Raw genomic sequence first — 21,241 nt, 5'->3', positions numbered from 1 at the left:
GGTGATGCCTGAGGGCTACCGCCTGGGTGCTGCAGGGTTCGTGCCGGTGCCGAGTGTGCCCCTGCTGCCGGCGCCGCCGGACCATAATGTGATCGACTCGTTTCTGCTGGTTGACGGAGTGGTGTCGGGGCTGGGGTTGCATATTGACCGGTTCGTGCGGTCTGTGTCGGGTTTTGTCCCCCTGGGGGTTTCGGCCGCGGAACTAGAGTCCATGGTGCGGGCCTGTTTGCCGCAGGTGGGGGAGTGGTTTCCCCGCCTGGAATGCCACGCGGTGGATCGAGGCGGGCCGTGCGAGGTGTATCTTTGGGTGCGGCCGGCCCCGGCGCGCCGGGTGGCTACCAGGTTGTGGGTGCCGGCAGGGTCGGATCCGCGGGAACGCCCGGAAATCAAGGGGTGGGATTTGCCGGTGCTGACGGATATGCGGGCGGAGGCCGTGCGGCAGGGGGCGGACGATGCGCTACTACTGGCCGCAGCCACCGGCGATGCCATTGAGACCACGACGGGGGCGCTGGTCGCGTGGGTGGGGGACCACCTGGTGACGGCGGACGCGGGGGTGCTGCCGTCGGTGACGTGGCGGCGCACCATAGCGGGGGTGCGGGCGGCCGGAATCCGGGTGGTGTCCGGCGCGGTCAGCGTCAAGGAGCTGCGCCGATTGCCGTGCGCGGTTGGCAATGCGCTCCATGGGTGGACGCCGGTGGTGACGATCCATGACGCACACACTGTGACCCGGTCCCCGGCGCCACCGGTGAATCTTAATCGGTTTCTTCGCTAGCGGCGGTGCGATTTTCGGCGTGGGCGGTGCGGGCCTCCCGCAACCAATCCGGCTGGTTTTCCAGCAGCGCCTTGATTTCGGCGGTGGTGAGCGGCTTGTCCATGCCGTTGCGTTTGAGGGCGGCAATGGTGATGCCGAGTTTTTGCGCTACGACGGGCCGGGGGTGCGGGCCCGTGCGTCGCAAAGTTTGCAACCATTCGGGCGGGTCGGTGTGGAGTTTCGCAAGCTCTGCGTGGGTGATCGCGGTGGCCTGGAACTCCTCTGGCGCGGCGGGCAGGTAGATGCCCAGCTTTTTCGCGGCGGTCTGCGGCTTCATGGCTGTGCCGGACGGCTGACGTACAGATTCTTCATTCACGGTCACAACAGTAACATTAAAAGTCATGTTGAGCTTAAGCTTTATTACCGGCACCGAACCCGATAAGTGGTTTCGGCGGTTTACCGACCGCACCGATCATGGGGGACTGCGCACCGTGGCCAGCGACGATGCTTTGGCGCAGCTACTGAGCGGGGATGTCGATGTGGCGCTTGTGCGGCTGCCGGATGCGCGGGTCACCGACGAAATGCATGTGGTGCGGCTTTACAACGAGCAACCGGGGATCGCGCTGCCGGTCGACCACACCCTCACGCTGCTCGAACAGGTGGGCGAAAAAGATATTGTTGGTGAGCTCATTCACTACCAGGGCAGCAGTGACATTCCCGCCATCCGGGAACACCTGGGCGTGGTGGCGGCCGGCGTGGGAGTGGTCATCGCTCCCCGGCCGGTGCTCAAACTGCTGAGTGGGAAGAAAATCGTCCACCGGGAATACCACAACCCCACCTACCCGTCCACTACCATTGCCCTGGTGTGGCGGAAAACCGACGACAGCGAAGCCATCCAAGACTTCGTGGGCATCGCCAAGGGCCGCACCCCACAATCAACCCGGGGCAGCCAACATGCCAATGCGAAACCCGCGGGTCAACCCGCCCGGAAATCGGTAAAAACCACAACCAAAAACCGGGCGAAAAAACTCGCGGGTCGAAAACCTGGTCGACGACGCGGCGGCCCCCGCAGGTCACGGTAACACGCCGTAACCTATCGGCAGGGCGACAGCTAGTCGAAGCGACTACTTGTCCCGATCCGTGTTCGCCATGGCCAACACGTCAAGACGCTTATCCAACTCCGCCTCAGTCAGCTTCTCACCATCAACAAACCCCAGGTCGATAACGGTCTGCCGGATGGTCTTACCCTCCTTCAATGCGGTCTTAGCTACCTTGGCGGCATTCTCGTAGCCGATCGCCGAATTCAACGGGGTCACGATGGACGGGGACGACTCGGCTAGCGTGCGCATCCGCTTCTCATTCGGCTCAATGCCATCCACCAGCTTCGCGGCAAACACCCGGGCAGTATTGGCCAACAGCGTTGCCGACTCCAGCACGTTCCGGGCCATCACCGGGATGAACACATTCAATTCGAACTGCCCCTGGGAACCAGCAAACGCCACGGCAGTATCATTACCAATCACCTGTGCCGCAACCTGGGTGGCGGTCTCGCACAGCACCGGATTCACCTTACCCGGCATGATCGACGAACCCGGCTGCAAATCCGGCAGGTGAATTTCGCCCAGGCCGGTCAGCGGGCCCGAACCCATCCACCGAATATCGTTGGCAATCTTATTCAACGACACTGCCACCGTGCGCATCGCCCCGGAAAACTCCACCAACCCATCCCGGTTCGCCTGAGCCTCGAAATGATTCACGCACTCCTTTAACTCCGTGACATTGGTGAGCTTCACCAGCTCGGCCACAACCTTAGCGCCGAAATCAGCCGGGGTATTCAGACCCGTACCCACCGCGGTACCACCGATCGGCACCTCACCAAGGCGCGGCAATGTGGCCTCGACTCGCTCAATACCGGCGGCAATCTGCCGGGCATAACCGCTAAACTCCTGGCCCAACGTCACCGGCACCGCATCCATCAAGTGAGTGCGGCCCGACTTCACCACATGCTCCCACTCCTTGGCCTTCGCAGCCAACGAATCATGCAGCACCTTCAATGCTGGAATGAGCACGGTCACGGCAGCCTCGGTGGCGGCAATGTGGGTGGCGGTCGGGAACGTATCGTTCGACGACTGGCCCATATTTACATGATCGTTGGGGTGCACCTCAACACCATTGGCCTTAGCGATCGACGCAATGACCTCATTGGTGTTCATGTTCGAAGACGTGCCCGAACCAGTCTGGAACACATCAATGGGGAACTCGGCATCATGTTTACCGTCCGCGATCTCCTTCGCGGCCGCAATAATGGCATCCGCCTGCTCATCGGTAAGTAAACCCCGGTCCTTATTCACCTGGGCGCACGCAGCCTTCAACAACCCCATGGCCCGAATCTGGGCGGGCTGCAACCCCCGACCGGAAATCGGGAAGTTCTCCACTGCCCGCTGGGTTTGCGCCCGCCATAGGGCATCAACCGGGACCTTGACCTCACCCATGGTGTCGTGTTCGATGCGATATTCAGTCATAAAAAGACCACCTTACAAAAATAGAAAGCTATAACTATCGGTTGAGTGCCGAAAACACTACCCCTTAAAGTATGTACCAAAAATCACTCTCGGGGTGGGGCACAATCCCCGAGAGCTACGCCACACCCTGGGCGTCGACAAGCGAAAAACCCTTATGGCTTCGGCGAATAATCCACCACCGCATACTCCTGTAACTTCGCTAACTTATGCACCGACTCGATGTACCGAATCGTGCCCGACCGCGACCGCATCACCAGCGACCGGGTGGTTGCACCATTCGCGCGATACGACACGCCCCGCAACATGTCACCATTGGTCACACCCGTGGCCACGAAGAAACAATTATTCGAAGTAACCAGGTCATCCGTGGTTAAAACCTTACCCAAATCATGGCCAGCAGCCTGGGCCTTTTCCGCCTCGGCAGCATCCTTCGGTGCCAAAATTCCCTGAATCTCACCACCCATACACTTCATGGCACACGCCGCAATAATGCCCTCAGGAGTGCCCCCCACGCCCATCATGATGTCCACCGAGTTGGTGTCCTGTGCCGCGGCCACTGCACCAGCCACGTCACCATCCCGAATCAGTCGCACCTTCGCGCCCGAATCCCGCACATCCTGAATCAACTCGGCATGCCTGGGCCGATCCAACACCACCACCGTCACATCCGAGGGCGTAATCCCCTTTGCCTTCGCCACCGCCTGAATGTTATGCGACACCGGCGCCGTAATATCGATACAACCCACAGCATCTGGGCCCACCGCAATCTTCTTCATATAAAAAACCGCCGACGGGTCAAACATTGAACCCCGCTCGGCGGCAGCCAGCACCGAAATCGCATTCGGGCGACCCTCGGCCATGAGCGTCGTACCATCAATCGGGTCCACCGCAATATCCACCTCGGCGCCCTCACCGGTACCCACACGCTCACCATTAAACAGCATCGGTGCCTGGTCTTTCTCCCCTTCACCAATCACCACGACACCATTCATTTGAACCGAATTAATCAAGGTGCGCATTGCATCGACTGCGGCACCATCACCCTCATTTTTCTTACCGCGGCCCACCCACCGGCCGGAAGCCAGTGCGGCGGCCTCGGTGACGCGAACCAATTCAAGAGCCAAGTTACGATCAGGAATACCAGGACGAGATGGTGACATGGGGTCACAGACTCCTTCATAATCAAAAGTGAGCGCCAAAAAATATGGCATAAAATCAGTGGGAAAAGTGATAAAAAATCCCGCCTTTCATTCTTCCATTTCCATCCCGACTTGTGGGAAAAACTCTCACCCGAATTAGGGTAAAATCCGGGATTTTAGGCGACCGAAACCCAAAGATGCCAAATTTATGCTCGGAAAAATTTTGGTCTTGCCGCGCACACGGGTGGTAATCATGGCGCGTATGACATGGTGAGACGCCAAAACCTATCGACGCCCTCCCGGCGCCACAGCATGATCAAGCATGCCGGAAAACCCACCCATTCATGCCATACTGAACGCCGTGACCGACGAAAAACCCAAAATCTTCCAAAGCGGCCGAGACATCATCTACTCACTTGCCGCTATTCTCGCCGTCATGATCGCATCCGTCGCCTTCACCGGAATGTGCAGCTACGGCCGCAACACCCCCCAAAACACGCCGGTCGTGAAAGTCGACGCCGCAACCTTCTTCAATCTCGAAGCCCGCGCCTCCAGCTTCCCCATCCGGCTCCCCCAGGTTCCCGACGATTGGACCCCCAACTCTGCGCGCCGGGGCGCGGTGGCCGGCAAACCCGCGCCCATCGTGGGATGGGTCATTGGTAACAACGGCTATGCGCAGCTCACCCAAACCGACGTTCCGGTCGAACAAGCGGTCGAAAATCTGGATGAGCATGTGCGGGAACAGACCTCAACCTATGATCTAGCCGGCCACACCGTCATGGTGTACACCGGCACTGACTGGGACACCCGTGCCGTGCGGGTGGTGGATCTTGGGGATGTGCGGCTGATCGTGACCGGTGCCGCCACGGATGATCAATTCAATGACCTGCTCACCCGCACCATAGCGGCCGACCCGATCCCGGTGGAACGCTAGCTCTGGCGGTCTCCGAGGTTATAGTGCGTCGTGGCGTGGGGCTCCGCCGTAACCGCCACCATAGGCACTACCATGCTTGGGGCTCGCAGCGGTTTCGGGTGCGTTATAGGCGCTCTTTGTCCCAGCGGTACCATTGTCGCTGGTGATGCTGGCGTTCTCGGGGGCTTCGGTAGTTTCTGCATGCGTGTTGCCGGCATTGCTGGCATTGCCGTCACTGTCGGTGGTTTTGGTCGTGCCTTGGAGGGCGGCCTCCACCCGGCGCGCTGCCCCGGCCAAATGCTCCTCGCAGCGTTTTGCCAACGCTTCCCCGCGTTCCCAATATTTGAGGGATTCATCCAAACCCATTTGGCCCAGTTCGAGGATGCGCACGACCTCGATGAGTTCATCGCGGGCCTGCTCGTAGTTGAGGCTTTCAACCGGGTCGAAAGCGTTATCGCCGGTACCTTGACCGAAAACAGTGGTGCTGCTCATGGTGGTTACTCCTTAAAAATATAGTGATGAGACGTTTGTTGATGGTGAGGGGTGGTTGCGGGGTGCGGTGCCAGGGGTGGGTGAGTGGGCATGCGGTTTCCGGCAAATCCGTTCCCACGAGCTGATTCCGCGTATCATTCTCGCACGCCCGATTCGTGATGATGCGGGATACCAGCCAGTGTCTAGGTTGGGTCTTGCTGAAGGCAGCTGGGCCTTGCCGAAGCACCCCGGGCCGAACACCGGCCGGTCGGCGGCTAGTCGGCGGGTGTGGTTTGCATGGCGGCTGCGGTGATGGAGCCGTCACCCACCCGGATGCGCAGTTGGCTGCCTGGCGGTGATTGGTCAATGCTCATGACCACCTCGGCGGGGCGGCCATCCCGGGGCACCACCTGAACAACAGCGTAGCCGCGGGCCAGGGTGGCCGCCGGGCCCAGAGTGGCCACCTGGGTGCGCAGGGCCGTCACCTGGTTGGTTTCGGTCGTGAGCAGGTGCTGGATTTCCCGCCGTGCCGCGGTGATGTGTTGGTGCACGTCGATCCAGCGTTGTCGCAGGCCGGTGAGCGGATCGTTGAGCACCGGTCGGGAACGAATGGCCGTGAGTTGTTGCTGTTCGCGGGACACCCAACCCCGGAGGGCCGCGGCGGCCCGACCGCGAAGCTCCCGGACTTGTTGCAGCTCCGCCAGGACGTCCGGCACAACACGTTTGGCGGCGTCGGTGGGGGTGGCGGCCCGCAGGTCGGCAACATTGTCGAGAATGGGATTGTCGGGTTCGTGGCCGATGGCGGACACCACCGGGGTGCGGCATTCGGCGACCGCGTATTGCAGGGCTTCCTCCGAGAACGGGAGGAGGTCTTCGACGGAACCGCCGCCGCGGGCAATGATAATCACATCAACGTCGGGGTTGGCGTCGAGTTCGGTGAGGGCCGCAATGATTTCTGGCACGGCCCGGGCCCCCTGGACCGTGGTGTTGATAATGGTGAACTGGACGTCGGGCCAGCGACCTTGAGAGACGGAGAGCACGTCGCGTTCGGCGGCGGAGCCGCGCCCGGTGATGAGCCCAATATTATTGGGCAGGAAGGGGAGGGGGTGTTTGCGGGAGTCGTCGAAAAGCCCTTCGGTGGCGAGTCTGCGTCGGAGCTGTTCGATGCGGGCCAGCATGGCGCCAATGCCCACCGGTCGAATCTCGGTCACCCATAGGGAGAACGAGCCGCGGCCTTCATAGAAGGATGGTTTGCCGTAGACCACAACACGGTCGCCCTGGGCGATGGGATTGTCGGCGCTGGTCAGCAGCGTGGTATTGCAGGTGATTTGGATGCTGGCTTCGATTTCTGGGTCGCGGAGGGTGAGGTAGGAGAATTTCCACCGGTTATTTGCCTTGTATTGGGTGATTTGTCCTTCCACCCAGACGTAGCCGAGCCGTTCGATCCAGCCTTTGACCTTGGAATTGAGCTCGCGGACGGGCCAGGCGGTTTCCGGCGTGGTGTGGTTTGCCATGGTTTTCCTTGTAAATGAGCCGTTGGGATGCGGGTGTTTGGTGTATCTGTAAAGTAGTTTAAGCTGTAGCTCATGACTTCCCCCGTTTCTCCTGTTTCTGCCACCGATGTTGATGCGACTGATGCGGCCGATGCGCCGGCGACAATGACGAAGACGAAAAAAGTTCTTGTTGCTGCCCCCCGAGGATACTGCGCGGGGGTGGACAGGGCGGTGGAAACCGTGGAGCGGGCGCTAGAAAAGTATGGTGCGCCGGTCTATGTCCGCAAGGAGATTGTGCACAACCGGTATGTGGTGGAGACGCTCACGGAGCGGGGTGCGATTTTTGTGCAGGAGACCGATGAGGTGCCGGAGGGGGCGCATGTGATTTTTTCCGCCCATGGGGTGAGTCCGGCGGTGCATGCGGAGGCGGCAAAGCTGTCGCTGAAAACCCTGGACGCCACTTGCCCGCTGGTGACAAAGGTACATAACGAGGCGAAACGGTTTGCGAAGCACGGGTACCACATTTTATTGGTGGGGCATGAGGGGCATGAGGAAGTGGAAGGCACGGCGGGGGAGGCACCGGAGGTAACGCACCTGGTTGATGGGGTGGCGGGTGTGGCGAAGCTGCCGGAGTTCCTGCACGAGGTGGAGAACCTGGTGTGGTTGTCGCAGACCACATTGTCGGTGGATGAGACGATGGAGATCGTCACGGAGCTGCATAACCGGTTCCCGCAGCTGCAAGATCCGCCGAGTGACGACATTTGCTATGCCACGCAGAATCGGCAGGGGGCGGTGAAGGTGATTTCGGAAAACGCCGACCTGGTGATCGTGGTGGGGTCGCGGAATTCGTCGAATTCGAAACGGCTGGTTGAGGTGGCGTTGCAGGCGGGGGCGAAGCGGTCCTACCTGGTGGATTACGCTCACCAGATTGACGAGTCGTGGCTTGATGGGGTTTCGACCATTGGGGTGACGTCGGGTGCGTCGGTGCCGGAAATCCTGGTGAATGGGGTGCTGGAGTGGCTGGCCGAGCGCGGGTTCACCTCGGTGGAGGAGGTGACGACGGTCACGGAAAAGACGGTATTTGCGCTTCCTCGTGAGCTGCGTCCGCCCCGCGCGAAGTCCTAAGAAGCTTTTCGACGCCCACCCGTGTGCGTCATAAACCTCGTGGTGGGAGGGGGTCTTTATCTTGACGCGCCGCGACCAATATCGAAAAAATATTCGAATCGGTGGTGGCGGGGATATTACCACCGAATCGAGATCGCCCACGGCTATTAGCAGTTTATCCACATGTGTTTGTTGGGTGGATAATACCGGATTGTTACCCATATTCTGTGGGGACCATTGGTGGTGGGATAACCCCAGATGGCGACCATGGGACACTAGGCCATGTTGCTTAATACCGGTGCGAGCCGGGTTGGCGGATTCTGGGGAGTCGTCAGAATCGATGAGGCAGACAGTTCCGGGCACATTCCGTTGGTGCTGGCAGTAATAATGCGATTGCGGCAACCCGGCCGTAGGATGGGCGATTTCGAACATGAAGCTGCATCCGTGTGCGCCCATTCCGCTATGCACGCTCGGGCCAGAACCCCAGCATGGGGGTAGCAATCTTGTTGCTATTTGTTTATTGGCACCCGTTTGATTTCCAAACCGCCGAAGGCCATTATCCCCCGAAGATCAATGACCGGAGCATCCGGAGGAAGGTCTGAGAGTTTTAAGGTAACCCCCTTCCCGTCAGTGATAGAGACACCGCCAAATAGGGGGAAAACACTTTCGATGATGCGATAATTTTCCGGCACTTTAATGTTGACACCACCGAAACACATGGCTGTTCTGATCGTGGTGACCGGCCCTGCTAATTGAGCCTGCCGTAGGTCAATATGGACTCCGCCAAAGGCGCCAAATACATTGTGCTTGGGACCCACCAACCAGGGTCCCCGCTTCGATGAACCACTGAATATTGCTATTGATGCGGTGCTTTTAGAGGCATTTGAGTAGTTGGTGAGTGCCTGGTTTTGGGGCTGCGTCATCGCGGTGGTTGCTGCGTCAATTGCGGCAATTTCGGTGAGACCCTGCTGTTGGGCTTGGGTCAGCACATCCAGGATTTGTGGGTTTGTGGTGGCCGGAAGATTCCGGCCGAAGTTGAGGTCACTCAGTAGCGGCATGACCTCATCCATATAGGTGGCGCGGTTAGCAATGGTGGCGCGTTTTTGGGTTTCCTCGTAATCTAATTGCCCATCGTCCAGGGCAAGATTGAGGCCGTACACGAGGGCGTCTCGTTGTTGTGACCTAATGCGGGTGCGGGGAATGTCTGGTTCGTTGCTGGAAGGTACGGCTAATTCTTCGCTCACTGGCTCATCCAATCGTCGTAGTGGTTAAGTTCTCTTAAAGGATAGAACAAACCGGCGATTGGATGTGTCAGCTATATAGGTCATCGTTGAGTGCCCGGCGGCGGCGCACCCTGGGCTTGGGTGGGGTGCTACCCGTGGATTTTTGTGGATCGTGATGATCCTGCCGTGGGTTTTGTCGATCCTGTCGACTGCTTCGGGACCCATTGCTCGTGGTAGCGGCCCGACGACTCGCGGGTTGGTTGGGGGTTGCAGCCCGGCGCTGGGCTGGCTGCCCGGTGCGCTGGGTACGTTGGGTGCGTTTCTGTGGCTGTTGGGTCGACTGGCGATTGGCCTGATGCCCAGCCTGACGGGCGGTGCGCCGCCCGGTGCTGGTCTGGGAAGCCTGGGAAGCCGCCGAATGGGTACCACTTGCCGCTGAGGAGCGAGGCGTGCCTGCCGGCCGATTGCTGGCGTGGGCGGAACGCGAGCTGGGTTGTTGACGGCTGGATTGTTGACGTGACGCCTGCGGGGTGGCTTGCTGGTTGCGCTGCATCCGTGATTGTTGTTGCCGGGGCTGCTGGCCGCTGCTATGCTGCCCACTCCCGGACTGACTGGCGGCTTGGCTGCGTTGTTGCTGCCGGGGGTTTCCCTGGCGGGCGGTGAGATTATTGCCGGGTCGGGATTGCCGGGCATCGGATTGGGGCGGTTGTTGTCCACCCCGGGCTGCAGTGGCGGGGCGGACCGGTCGCTGTTGTGGCGTTGCGCGCCTCGCGGCCTGTCGTTGCGGCGGGTTTTGGCGTTGTGGTTGAGGAGTCGCCGACCGTTGCGGCTGCTGGGTCTGCCGTTGCGGTGGGACCTGCCGGGAAGAAGTCTGACGTGGATTGTGGCGGGAGGTTGTGGCCTGACCGGTGGCGTTGGTGGTTTGGCGGGGAGTGCGGGGTTGTTGGCCCCTGGGGGTGGCGGGTGTGCGGCGTGGTTTCTCTGGGGTGGCCGGGTCGTCCTCTGGGGAGCGCGCCGCCGCCTGCGCGGGCGCAGGTTTTGCCGAGGCTGGTGTCGCTGGTTTTGGCGGCTCCGCCCGGCGCCGTTGGCCCTTTTGGGCGGCTCGTTGATTCCGTTTAATGAGTTCCGCCACCGTGATGCTGCCCGTGCTGGGGGGATGGGCAGGGCCGCTGGTCTGCTCTGGTTCGTCGGCTGGTTCGGCAGTGTTATGCGCGGCCGTCCGCACCCGATTCGCCTGCTTCATGGCGCGCTTCTGAGTCTCGGTATCTCGCCGGCGGTCCTCGGCTGCTTTCTTCTCTGATTGCTGCACATAGCGGGTGACAAGGTGCCATCGGAGATACGCGATGATGCCGGCGCCGATGGTGGCTATGGCCATCACTGGGAACTGTTGCAGCAGGGGATAGATGGCCGAGAGGATCTGGGTTTTTGATATGCCCCCGGATCCGTTGGGCCTACTGATCTGCTGGTTGAGGAACCAGCCGGTGGCGCCGGCCGCGATCGAGAAGAAAATGGGTATGCTCACAACCGAAAGAAACAGGGATCGTGGTTCGGTGAGCAGGACGGAAAAAACAACACCAATAATAAAACAAAGGACGAATGGCAATCCGAGTTTGCCGCTGGCCAGGCTGATGAGCGACCCCACCAATAACCCGCCGCAGAGCACCGCGAGTGACATCCATAATGGGATGCCAAAAAACTTCGCGCCAGATGAGCGGCTGCGGTTTTTCTCGGAGACATTAGACACGAATATTCATGTTACCGATTTATCATGAAAAGCGGGATTCGGCGCACCACGAGCCACACCGGATTTTCAGCATAATCTTTGCTTTGACTTAATAGACAACTAGGACTTAACTGGGGTTTTCCCGATTCTCTTTAACCATGTGGTAGGTATCAGATCTGTCGGGAAACTAGGTAAGATTCACCTGGTAGTTACCATATTTTAGGTCCGGTAGAACGCTTTGACTGCTGCTATGCCGGCTTTGCCTATGCGGGTTATTGTGGAGAATGCTAACCCCCCAATATGCTGTACTTTGGATACAGTGGTCGGTTTTTCCAATGAATTATTGGCGGTGTCTTCGGCGGCCTGTGCCTCCGCTTCCGCTTGCTTGGCGGCCTCGTCGTTGCGGATATAGGCCTGCCGGGCCGCCAGGAGGCGTTTTGCTACGGCCTCGTTTTGCATGCCACTGAGCGAACCTGCGGTCGTCGCAAAGCGAATTTGGGCGGCGGTTTTTTCGCCGGCGCGCAGGGCGGTCATGTCGTGGAGGTAACGGAAGAGCACGGCGGCCATGGCGGCAAACGGTACGGCCAGGAATGCGCCAGCAATATTAAAGAGCGAGCCGCCAACCGTCACGGAGATCAGCACCACCACCGGGTGCAGGTTGACGGCTTTGGACTGCAGCAGCGGTGAGAGAATATTGCCTTCGAGCTGCTGCACCAGGAGCACAATGATGAGCGTGATGACGGCCTCGGTCACGCCCAGGGAGACCAGGGCCACCGTTACCGATAGGGTGCCGGCGATGAACGCCCCCACGATGGGAATGAACCCGGTGATAAACGTGAGGACCGCCAGCGCTAGCGCTAAGGGCACGCCGAGGATGATAAGGCCCGATCCGATGAAGACGGCGTCCACCAGCGACACGAGCGCCTGGGCCCGGATAAAACCGCTGAGGGTGATCCAGCCGCGGGTCAGCAGTTCGGTGAGGTGCCAGCCGGCGCGTTGCCCCACCATGCCGCGCAGCCAGGGCAGGAATTTATCGCCGTCCTTGAGGAAGAAAAACGTGAGCACCAGCACTACGAGCATGGTGACCATGACCGAGCTGGCAATGCCGAGGCCGGAAAATACTTCCGATGCGATAGAGCCCGCTTTGGATTGCAGCCATTGGGCAGCGGTGTCGATGCGGTCGTCCAGGTCACTGGGGTCGAGGTTCATGGGTGGCCCCTGAAGCCAGAGTTGCAGGCGCTGCACCCCTTCGAAAGCCTGGAAATAGAGGGTTTGTGACTGGTTGACTACCGAGGGGGCGATCAGCCAGATGAGGAAGCCGAAGCCGCCAAAGGAACCCAGGATAGCGATCATGGCGGCCAGACCGGCGGGGATGCCGTGTTTGCGGAGCCAGGCCACCGGCGGCCACAGCACGGTGCACACAATGATGGCCAGGACGATGGGCAGGCCCCCGCGCCACACTTGGCTGAGGATGTGCCAGATGACGAAAGCGGCGGCGGCAATAATCAGCAGGCGTAGGCACCATGAGGCAAGGTGTTTAATGCCGTTGCCGATGATTTCGGCACGGTCGATGTGGGCGACGGGATCCTCCGGTTGTAATTGCTCAAAGAATTGCGCGGCATCTAACTGCTCGGGCATTTCCGGTATGGTTTCCGGGGTCGTCGACTGGTACTCACTCACATCACTACATTGTGGCAAAAAATTCACCAAATGGGGTCAACCTCGGGTGTGTAACAAGTTTGCAGCCATGCTGGTGGGGGCAATATTGCGTAAATTTAACCCCCACGAAAGGAGTAATTGGCCATTGGATTGTTAATGGCAGTGACTAGATGGGGCGCTATTCAATTCCACTATATGGGATTGTGCTGGTTGGTGCGATGGTTTTTGGATTGGGGGTACCAATTGGGGCTGCAAATATGGAGCATCTTGGCGATCTATTATTAATTACATTGATTTATGCCACATTTATTTCGGTGTCGCTTATTCATATCATCGCCAGGGTCCGTGGTGGCCGGTCGCTTATCGACGCCCCCACGGTGCCCAGGCCCATCGCATGGGCGTTGATTACGGCGGTCATAACCGGGTGGCGGGGCCACCCGGGCGCCTGGTTGGGTTCTGCGTTACACGTCGTCGCGGATTTCCTGGGCGATGAGCACCTCATCCGTGGTGAGCGGGTGCGTGCCAAAGTGGCCGGATTGTTCGTCGGGGTGGCGTTGTAAATGCACCAGCGTGGCTGCCAGTCCACCCCAAATGACGATCATGAACATAATCATCATGGTGATTGCGATGCCGGTCATGAGTGCAACTCCTCGTCTGTGTACTGCTCGATAGCAAAGCCGGCGATCCGGGGCCGTTCGTCATGCTTGTATTGCTGCGGGATCTTCGGTACCCGTTCCACCTCGGGGTCGACGCCGAAGTCCGAGCCGGGCGGGCCGTCAAGCGGCACGCCCTCGGGCCATTTCATTGTGGTGAGGATGGCCGCTGCCACCAGGATAATGACGAGCACGCCCCAACCATAGATGCCCACCTGGGTCGTGGTGTAGCCACCGTATGGCTCCTTGAGCAGGCCGAATAGTTCTTGGAACAGGGTGAAGCCCAGCACCAGGGTGGTGATATTGACCACGCAAATCCGCCACATGGTGCCCACCCGGAAGGACGACACCATGTTGAGGTGGGTGGAGAATTCGTCGATGCGGCGCAGTACCCAGTCCAGGATCACGATCAGGATGAGGGCGATGGACACGATGCCAACGTTATTGGTGAACTTGTCCATGATGTCGAGGTTGACGATGCCGCCGGTATTGGCGAAGAGTGCCAGCGACAAGATCGCCATGATGACACCCATGGTGATGGCGGTTTGCTTCCGCGGCAGATTCAGCTTGTCGCGCACGGCCGACACCACGACCTCGAACAGGGAGAACAACGAGGTGAAGCCGGCGATGGTGAGCGAGCCGAAAAACAGCACACCGAAAATGGCGCCACCCGGCATCTCATTAATGATGGTGGGGAAGGCGATAAACGCCAGGCCGATGCCGCTGGAGGCCGCATCTTTCACGGTGGTGCCGCTTTGGGCCGCCATGAACCCCAGTGCCGAGAACACGCCGATGCCTGCCAACACTTCGAACGAGGAGTTAGCGAACGCGGTCACCATGCCGGTACCGGTCAGGTTGGTACGTGGCTTGAGATAGGAGGCGTAGGTCATCATGATGCCGAAACTCACCGACAGCGAGTAGAAAATCTGCCCGTATGCGGCGACCCACACCGATGGGTTGGAAAGTGCCGACCAGTTGGGCGTGAAGAAGGCGTTCAAGCCGTCGGCGGAGCCCTCCAGGAACAGGGCACGAATCACCACAATGACGAAGAGCACGGTCAGAATGGGCATAAAGATCTTCGATGCCTTCCCGATGCCCGAATCCACACCCATGGCAAGCACGATGATCGAGGCGATCCACACGACGGCAAGGGCGATAAAGATGGGCCACACGAATTCGGTGGACAGCACATGGGTGGCGTCCTGGTGGAGGAATTCTTTCTGGAAATATTGTTCCGGCTGGTCACCCCAGGCTAGGGTGATAGATTTGATGGTGTAGAGGGCTGCCCAGGCAATGATTGCTGCGTAGTAAATGGTGATGAAGAAGCAGATTCCCACCTGGATCCAGCCGGCGGGTTCTGACCATTTCTTAAACCGTCGGAAGATGAGCGGCGCAGACCCGCGATACCGGTGCCCCATCGCATAGTCGAGAAAGAGCAGGGGAATGCCGGCGGTGAGCAGGGCAATGAGATAAGGAATGAGGAATGCGCCACCGCCGTTTTCGAAGGCCACGTAGGGGAAGCGCCAAATATTGCCTAACCCCACTGCGGAACCGATAGCGGCAAGCACAAATACCCAACGGGTCGAAAAGACCTCTCTCCGTTGGGTGGGAGCAGCTTCTTGTGTCATGAGACACCCTTTCCAGTAATTTTGTGCCAGGACTCCCTTGCGGGATATCGTGCTGATTCTAGTCACTCTGTCCCAAAAAATGGAAACTCTGTCCCACTTTATGAGAATAGCTTTGCCCCTAAACTACCCCTGTTAGTGAATCTGTGGCAATAGATAGTTAGCTCCAAATGGGTGCATTGCTTGTCGACGACCGTCGCCGTGGGTGGGCGCCAATAAGCGTGATAAAATTTGTGCCCGTGAGCTTAACCCTAGGAATCGTCGGACTGCCCAACGTTGGCAAATCAACTCTTTTTAACGCCCTGACCCGTAGCGATGTCTTGGCCGCCAACTATCCCTTTGCCACCATCGACCCCAATATTGGGCTGGTCGAACTGCCTGACGCCCGCCTTGCGCGGCTCGCCGAAATTTTCTCCTCCGAACGAATCCTGCCCGCCACTGTTTCCTTTGTCGATATTGCCGGCATCGTGAAGGGCGCTTCCCACGGTGAGGGCCGCGGTAACGCCTTTCTCGCCAACATTCGGGAAGCCGACGCCATCTGCCAGGTTGTTCGGGCCTTCGCCGACGAAAACGTCATCCACGTGGACGGCAAAGTCAACCCCACCAGCGACATTGATACCATCAATACCGAACTGATTCTCGCCGACCTGCAAACCATCGAAAAAGCCCTGCCGCGACTGGAGAAAGAAGCTCGGAAAAACAAAGAGCTTGCCGACACAGTGGCCGCAACCAAAACCGCGCAAACTATCCTGGAGGACGGCCGTACCCTCTATAGCGCCGCCCGCTCCGGCGAAATCGACCTGGCGCTCGTCCGCGACCTGCACCTCATGACCGCCAAACCATTCCTGTATGTGTTCAATTCCGACGAAGCAGTCCTGACCGACGAAGCCAAAAAGCAAGAGCTCCGCGACCTGGTGGCCCCCGCCGACTGCGTGTTCCTCGACGCCAAAACCGAGGCCGAACTGCTAGAGCTTGACGACGACGAAGCGCAGGAACTCCTCGAATCCATCGGCCAAACCGAACCCGGCCTCCACTCGCTCGCCAAGGCGGGTTTTAACACCCTGGGCCTGCAAACCTACCTCACCGCCGGCCCCAAAGAAGCTCGCGCCTGGACCATCCACCAGGGCGACACCGCCCCCAAGGCTGCCGGCGTGATCCACACCGATTTCGAACAGGCCTTCATCAAAGCCGAAATCGTGTCCTTCGACGATCTCGACGCCGCCGGCTCTATGGCCGCCGCCCGCGCCGCCGGCAAGGTACGGCAAGAAGGCAAAGAATATGTCATGGCCGACGGGGACGTAGTCGAATTCAAATCAGGGCGTGCGTCTGGGGGGAAGAAGAAGTAAACTGTTTTGATAAAGAGAGGGGTCGAAATGCCAGGGTGGCCGCGGGCGTTAGCTATCACCATGATGCTATGGTGGGGCTTCTTCGGCAGCATCAGCCTATCCTGGGCGTTGGGCTCCCCATGGTTGGTCGACACGGTCCTTCAAGGAGATGGGCTGCGGCTGGCCCAGGAACGACCCACCTGGTTCGTTGTTGTTGTATTCATCTCTGGGCTGGTGAAGCTGGGTTTTGTCGTCTTCGGGTGCGCCCTCCTATACCCGGACACTATTAGGGTGCCTCGCTGGCTGCGGCTGGCCTTTGGCTGGGTCTCGGGGGTCCTGCTCATGGCCTATGGGGTGGTCGGTTCCGCGCCGGGAATCATAAAGCTCCTGGCGGGGGAATCGCTCTCACGTTACGGTTGGTGGCGGATATTCCTGTGGATGCCGCATTTCTGGGTAGGCGGCATCCTGGTGCTAGCCGCAACAATTGCCTACCAGCGCTGGAGTAAAGTCAACGCTGACAAGGTTTGAAAGGACACTTAAGTAGGAGGGCTTGTTTTCTATGCAGATCAATAAATATGTGGAAGCACTCGGTAAGTCATATAGTGAATTATTATCAAATAAGATTATTGGCAGGTTATCTATGCCAGCTGAAAAGCTAGCTGAGGTAACCCGAATGCAGAACAATAAAAATATGGAAGTGCTCTTTGGGCCATATGGTGAATTATTATCGACTAAGGTTAATGGCCAGTTTCCGGAAAAGCTTATTTTAAGTACTCCTCCTTTTTTGGGGTCAAGAGCAATACATGACTCATTTCTGTCGCAAACTCAAGTTTTTGATCTTGAGCCATTGAGAAAAGCAATTATTGGTAATTGTGGGGAAGCTGTAAAGAATCTACAGGAGGTTCTTCATCAGCTTCTTGAGGATTTTGATGATTCCAATATCGCTCAATTACCATCTAATTTACAAGAATGCACAGACAAAATTAAAACTAGTGACTTCCGTGAATTCATAGAGCAAGAAGGGATCCCTCTTTATGCTATACCGCGGGATCGTGATGCTGTGCTGAAATTACTAGAAGCAAAAGATCGTCAAGGAAGACGGCAAATATTAGGCGAATTCTGCCAGTCTCTTGTTGTGGATTGTGCTGCGATACTCAAACAAGCAAGGAATACAGTAATTAATGACCTACGTGGTTTCATTGAAGATGGCATTGCCACAATGCATGCTGGTCATTATTATGCCGCGCAAGCTTTATTTACAGTCATTTTAGACACATTAATCTCCTACTTTTATCCAGATCAAGAAAATCGAAGAAAAATCATTGGACACCAACGGAGTGCTAGTGTTCCAGATGAAATAAAAGCTATGGAGATCCGAGATGCACTCGTATGGCTACCGATCTGGCATGCACATGAGCAGTTTTGGGCGAGTAGAGGAGACTCTATTCCTAATGATCGTTATTCGCGTCATGCGAGTGTTCATGCTGTTTCAGTAGACCAATATAATAAGGAAAATTGCATCCAAGTGATGATGCTTGTTGCCAGTCTGATCGCATATGCTGAACAAATAGATTGGTAGGTATGGAGTCAGATCCTGAGGTGTTGAAGTTTATTGAGGTGTACCATAAGCCTGATATACCTCACCTTTGACTTACGAAATTTTGCGCCAATAGGGCTTGCCATTCAATTCAAGCGCTACAAAAGCGTTATTCTGTTTGTTGACAACTGCAACCAGAAATATTGGAGCTCAGATGGAGCAAGATAATTTATTGCGAGAGGCACAAAAGGTCCGAGCCATTATTCAACAAAGAGGGGTTAGTGTCTATGACTCGCCAACCAATGTTGAATCTGATGATTTCTTTACGGTAGTCCAGCTAGAAGCTCTGCTGAAAAAGCAGCTTATAGGACGCACTGATTTAGCAGGACTCGCAGTAAGAACACGATCACGTATTGCTAAAACACTTGTTTGCGAAGCCCTGGGATACCAAGCGCCACGATCTTTTAAGCGGGTAAGCCCACGATTGCCACATCCATTGATTGATGTTTATGCACAGCAATCAACTAATCTACAGATTTGGAATGAAGAGATTGATACGGCAAGACGATACGTCATTCTCATTCTTGATGATAAAAGTATCACCAATGTGCGAGTAATTACTGGCGCAGACCTTGCGCACTATGACTATACGGGTACTCTTACCTCGAAATATCAAGCATCACGACGCAGTGAAAACTACGATTCTTTGCTTGTATCGACTTCAGACACAGCGTATTTCACTGAAACACTTAAGCCATCTGATGAGGCAATATTAGGGTTGCCTACTAATCAACCAGAGGTTGGCAAGGTATTAACTATTGAGGAAGTTTATCGTCGGGTGCTTCCAATCGTTGGGCGTGATTTTGAAGATCCAGGAGTTGTCCAAGAACGAAATCGTGGAGCAGTAATTCACCAAGAAGTATGCAAACAATTAGGCATGGTTGAATTTGCAGATAATGGGCAATTTCCCGATATTTTATCTCAGCTCATTGAAGTTAAGCTACAACTTGCTCGAACAGTTGATTTAGGCTTAGAACTACCAAATTCTAATACACCACTCGCATCGACGAACGGAATGTTTTCAGGTCGAGATGTACGGTATGTAATTTTTTACGCAGATCGACATAACAGTAGTTTTACGATCACTCACGTGGTTGTTGTCACAGGTGCTGATTTCTTTCAAGAACATCGTCAATTTGGTGGACTTACTACAAATAAAAAATTGCAGTTACGTCTGCCTACTTCCTGGTTCTCTGGCTAGAAAAGCATCAATGGGGCAGTCGTATCCTTACTATCCAGTTCATTTTGTTTTGAAGATTCCGTAAACGCCCTCTCAACAAGCTCATCCAACCGCCCAACAGCATCATCCTTGCTTCCCGTAGCGTTCCTCCCTGTCACGAGCCGCTTCGCCAAGGCGATTAGCTCACGTGACGCATCCGTGTCGGGGCAGGGCAGAGGCAGCCGGTTAATGTATTGGGTGATCCACCGGCGCTTCCCCGAATACAAGCGATTCCCACACACCTCATCGTAATACCGCACCCCCAGCGAAGAATTCGCCACGGCAAGCATCAAATACGCAATATCCTCATCACCAATATCCGCCAGGGAAATCCAATAACAATTCCCATTCACAATTGCCCCCGACGTGTCTAACGCGAAACGCGGAGTGTCACTAATATCAGGGAACACAATCTTCGGCGCCGCCCACAATGCTGGCCGTTGCGGCACCCAAATTTCGTACCATTCACGCCCACTCTTGACCACATAGGCGCGACCACTCAACTGGTCATAATGCTGCAACAGGTATGATTTCGCGCCGGGCCAGTTATCAATATTGAGAACACGTCGCTTCTCCGAGGTGAGGTCATAAGGGTATAAAACCCGCATAGTAAGATGCGGTGAGATGGCCCAGGGGGTGATATTGTGCTGAGTGATGAGTGGGTGCAACAAATCCGCCTCCACTAAAGGTGCGCGGTGCTCCCAATCATTGGCTAAAAACACATTGTCCGCAGTGGTTTTGATACCAACCCGGATTTTGGCCACATCGCCGAAAGATCGCCAGGTTGCAGTATTGATTGTGGCAAGCCACTCATCTGCAGCAGGGTCGGAAAGCCGCCACGGTGTTTTCGTGTCATCGGGCATGCGGAGGGTGCCGACCCGGACGTCGTAAAGCTTGCCGTTATGGGCTGCAACGTTGCTGGTGGGGGTATCCAGAGCGTCGAAAAGCCCCAGATTAGTGGTGGAACTGCTGGTTGGGGTGTGATAGGCGCTGACAAACCGTGGGGGTTCGCGTCGTAAAGCGGTGCGAGTGGCAATGACAATGGCGGGAAGTACCGCGGCCTGGAACAGCTTTGTGTCGCCAAGATCGTAGAGCTCGGCAATATGCAGGTCACCGGCCATGAAAGTGCGGCGAATATTCTCGCCGGCCAGGGTAGTCAGGAACCGGTTCGAACACAACAACCCCAACGTGCCATGTGCCGTAAGCAGCCGGGAACTAGCAGCAACAAAAGGATGCGTGAGATCAACCCGACCAGTGAGATGGAATTCTTCGGCTAGGAGTTGTGCCGTCTCATGGCCCAAGTTTTGTGTTCGAACATAGGGTGGATTCGTGATGATAATATCCACCGAATGTGTTGGCAGATTCCGTTGATGCAGAAGAAAATCCCCCTGAATTACCTGTGCGTCGCGGTTGACGTCACGCAGCCTCGCACGTGCCTGTTCGACCGCGGCAGCATCAATGTCGTAACCGATGAGCTTAAGAATGCCCAGATAACCAGCATCTTTCAGCGAACGTGCAACCGCAACCAGGAGTTCTCCATCGCCACAAGCAGGATCAATAATGGTCAACTCTGGCCTATCCAGATCTGCAGCGGCGACAATATGATCGGCAAGAAACTCCGCAAGCTCTGGGGGCGTGTAGTGCTGGCCGTGCACTTTAACGTTCGCGGCTGCCCGATTAGTTTTCTGCGGCAATTTATATGTTCCTTACGTCCTTCGCTGCTCCATGGTGACCACACCGCAGTCTACCGCAACCTTCAGGTGACACCCCCAACCTTCGCAACTCGCAGTGCCCCGCCACGTTTCATGTCCGCCCCGCTTGCTA

Annotated in this window: 19 protein-coding genes and 1 pseudogene; 9 read left to right on the top strand and 11 right to left on the bottom strand. The window is 57.0% G+C overall.

Features of this window, described 5'->3' with window-relative positions; all coding sequences use genetic code 11:
- Positions 1-4 precede the first annotated feature (4 nt).
- Positions 5-772, top strand: a complete 768-nt coding sequence (locus HBA49_RS07915; RefSeq protein ID WP_040432258.1) for an aminotransferase class IV — start codon at positions 5-7, stop codon at positions 770-772.
- Here the strand turns inward: HBA49_RS07915 and HBA49_RS07910 are convergent.
- Positions 753-1,154, bottom strand: a complete 402-nt coding sequence (locus tag HBA49_RS07910) for a DUF5997 family protein (protein WP_005527102.1) — start codon at positions 1,152-1,154, stop codon at positions 753-755. The genes HBA49_RS07915 and HBA49_RS07910 overlap by 20 nt on opposite strands.
- Between HBA49_RS07910 and HBA49_RS07905 the strand changes: the two genes are divergently transcribed.
- Positions 1,153-1,833, top strand: a complete 681-nt coding sequence (locus HBA49_RS07905; protein WP_005527035.1) for a LysR family transcriptional regulator substrate-binding protein — start codon at positions 1,153-1,155, stop codon at positions 1,831-1,833. The genes HBA49_RS07910 and HBA49_RS07905 overlap by 2 nt on opposite strands.
- Before the next feature lie 42 nt (positions 1,834-1,875).
- Here HBA49_RS07905 and HBA49_RS07900 read toward each other — a convergent pair whose 3' ends face one another.
- Positions 1,876-3,273: a class II fumarate hydratase gene (locus HBA49_RS07900; RefSeq protein WP_005523544.1), complete on the bottom strand. Its 1,398-nt coding sequence runs from the start codon at positions 3,271-3,273 to the stop codon at positions 1,876-1,878.
- A 152-nt stretch (positions 3,274-3,425) separates the two neighbouring features.
- Positions 3,426-4,433 (bottom strand): class II fructose-bisphosphatase, encoded by a 1,008-nt coding sequence (glpX, locus tag HBA49_RS07895; protein WP_005527339.1) that lies wholly within the window; start codon positions 4,431-4,433, stop codon positions 3,426-3,428.
- Positions 4,434-4,734: 301 nt separating this feature from the next.
- On the opposite strand from glpX, the gene HBA49_RS07890 reads away from it, so the two are divergent.
- Positions 4,735-5,346, top strand: a complete 612-nt coding sequence (locus HBA49_RS07890; protein ID WP_005527012.1) for a DUF4245 domain-containing protein — start codon at positions 4,735-4,737, stop codon at positions 5,344-5,346.
- A gap of 189 nt (positions 5,347-5,535) precedes the next feature.
- On the opposite strand, the pseudogene HBA49_RS13240 reads toward HBA49_RS07890, so the two are convergent.
- Positions 5,536-5,817: pseudogene (locus HBA49_RS13240) on the bottom strand (exodeoxyribonuclease VII small subunit); the annotation flags it as partial.
- Between the two features lie 76 nt (positions 5,818-5,893).
- On the opposite strand from HBA49_RS13240, the gene HBA49_RS07880 reads away from it, so the two are divergent.
- Positions 5,894-6,109, top strand: a complete 216-nt coding sequence (locus HBA49_RS07880; RefSeq protein ID WP_146743677.1) for a hypothetical protein — start codon at positions 5,894-5,896, stop codon at positions 6,107-6,109.
- On the opposite strand, the gene xseA is transcribed toward HBA49_RS07880, so the two are convergent.
- Complete coding sequence (gene xseA, locus HBA49_RS07875) at positions 6,072-7,310, bottom strand: exodeoxyribonuclease VII large subunit (protein ID WP_005527481.1); 1,239 nt, start codon at positions 7,308-7,310, stop codon at positions 6,072-6,074. The genes HBA49_RS07880 and xseA overlap by 38 nt on opposite strands.
- A 144-nt stretch (positions 7,311-7,454) precedes the next feature.
- Here xseA and HBA49_RS07870 point away from each other — a divergent pair, with 144 nt between their 5' ends.
- Complete coding sequence (locus HBA49_RS07870; protein ID WP_172458888.1) at positions 7,455-8,414, top strand: 4-hydroxy-3-methylbut-2-enyl diphosphate reductase; 960 nt, start codon at positions 7,455-7,457, stop codon at positions 8,412-8,414.
- 488 nt (positions 8,415-8,902) lie between these two features.
- Here the strand turns inward: HBA49_RS07870 and HBA49_RS07865 are convergent, their stop codons facing one another.
- The 5 genes from HBA49_RS07865 to HBA49_RS07845 all read right to left on the bottom strand — a co-directional run bounded on the left by HBA49_RS07865 (position 8,903) and on the right by HBA49_RS07845 (position 15,279).
- Positions 8,903-9,637: a DUF1707 SHOCT-like domain-containing protein gene (locus HBA49_RS07865; protein WP_005527175.1), complete on the bottom strand. Its 735-nt coding sequence runs from the start codon at positions 9,635-9,637 to the stop codon at positions 8,903-8,905.
- Positions 9,638-9,704: 67 nt separating this feature from the next.
- Positions 9,705-11,360 (bottom strand): DUF6542 domain-containing protein, encoded by a 1,656-nt coding sequence (locus HBA49_RS07860; RefSeq protein WP_005527000.1) that lies wholly within the window; start codon positions 11,358-11,360, stop codon positions 9,705-9,707.
- A gap of 198 nt (positions 11,361-11,558) precedes the next feature.
- The gene (locus HBA49_RS07855) at positions 11,559-12,977 is read right to left on the bottom strand and encodes an AI-2E family transporter (RefSeq protein WP_005527484.1); all 1,419 of its coding nucleotides are present in this window, start codon (positions 12,975-12,977) and stop codon (positions 11,559-11,561) included.
- Between the two features lie 482 nt (positions 12,978-13,459).
- Entirely contained in the window at positions 13,460-13,636 is a 177-nt protein-coding gene (gene metS / locus HBA49_RS07850) for a methionine/alanine import NSS transporter subunit MetS (protein WP_005527178.1), read from the bottom strand.
- Complete coding sequence (locus HBA49_RS07845; protein ID WP_040432256.1) at positions 13,633-15,279, bottom strand: sodium-dependent transporter; 1,647 nt, start codon at positions 15,277-15,279, stop codon at positions 13,633-13,635. Before HBA49_RS07845 ends, metS begins: the two co-directional genes overlap by 4 nt.
- A gap of 236 nt (positions 15,280-15,515) precedes the next feature.
- Between HBA49_RS07845 and ychF the strand changes: the two genes are divergently transcribed.
- The 4 genes from ychF (at position 15,516) to HBA49_RS07825 (ending at position 19,399) form a co-directional block, all read left to right on the top strand.
- Complete coding sequence (ychF, locus tag HBA49_RS07840) at positions 15,516-16,622, top strand: redox-regulated ATPase YchF (protein ID WP_034996250.1); 1,107 nt, start codon at positions 15,516-15,518, stop codon at positions 16,620-16,622.
- A gap of 27 nt (positions 16,623-16,649) precedes the next feature.
- Positions 16,650-17,129 carry a DUF3995 domain-containing protein gene (locus tag HBA49_RS07835; protein WP_005523504.1) on the top strand — a complete coding sequence of 160 codons (480 nt, stop codon included), beginning with the start codon at positions 16,650-16,652 and terminating at the stop codon, positions 17,127-17,129.
- A gap of 31 nt (positions 17,130-17,160) precedes the next feature.
- The gene (locus HBA49_RS07830) at positions 17,161-18,180 is read left to right on the top strand and encodes a hypothetical protein (RefSeq protein WP_005523503.1); all 1,020 of its coding nucleotides are present in this window, start codon (positions 17,161-17,163) and stop codon (positions 18,178-18,180) included.
- Positions 18,181-18,352: 172 nt separating this feature from the next.
- Positions 18,353-19,399 carry a hypothetical protein gene (locus tag HBA49_RS07825; protein ID WP_005523501.1) on the top strand — a complete coding sequence of 349 codons (1,047 nt, stop codon included), beginning with the start codon at positions 18,353-18,355 and terminating at the stop codon, positions 19,397-19,399.
- Here the strand turns inward: HBA49_RS07825 and HBA49_RS07820 are convergent.
- Positions 19,396-21,111, bottom strand: coding sequence for an N-6 DNA methylase family protein (locus HBA49_RS07820; protein WP_005523499.1), 1,716 nt, complete (start codon positions 21,109-21,111; stop codon positions 19,396-19,398). The genes HBA49_RS07825 and HBA49_RS07820 overlap by 4 nt on opposite strands.
- Between the last annotated feature and the right edge of the window lie 130 nt (positions 21,112-21,241).

The sequence above is a fragment of the Corynebacterium matruchotii genome, assembly GCF_011612265.2.
Classification (GTDB): domain Bacteria; phylum Actinomycetota; class Actinomycetes; order Mycobacteriales; family Mycobacteriaceae; genus Corynebacterium; species Corynebacterium matruchotii.
The sequence above is the reverse complement of the archived record's forward strand: the minus strand, read 5'-3'. Positions and strand labels throughout refer to the sequence as shown.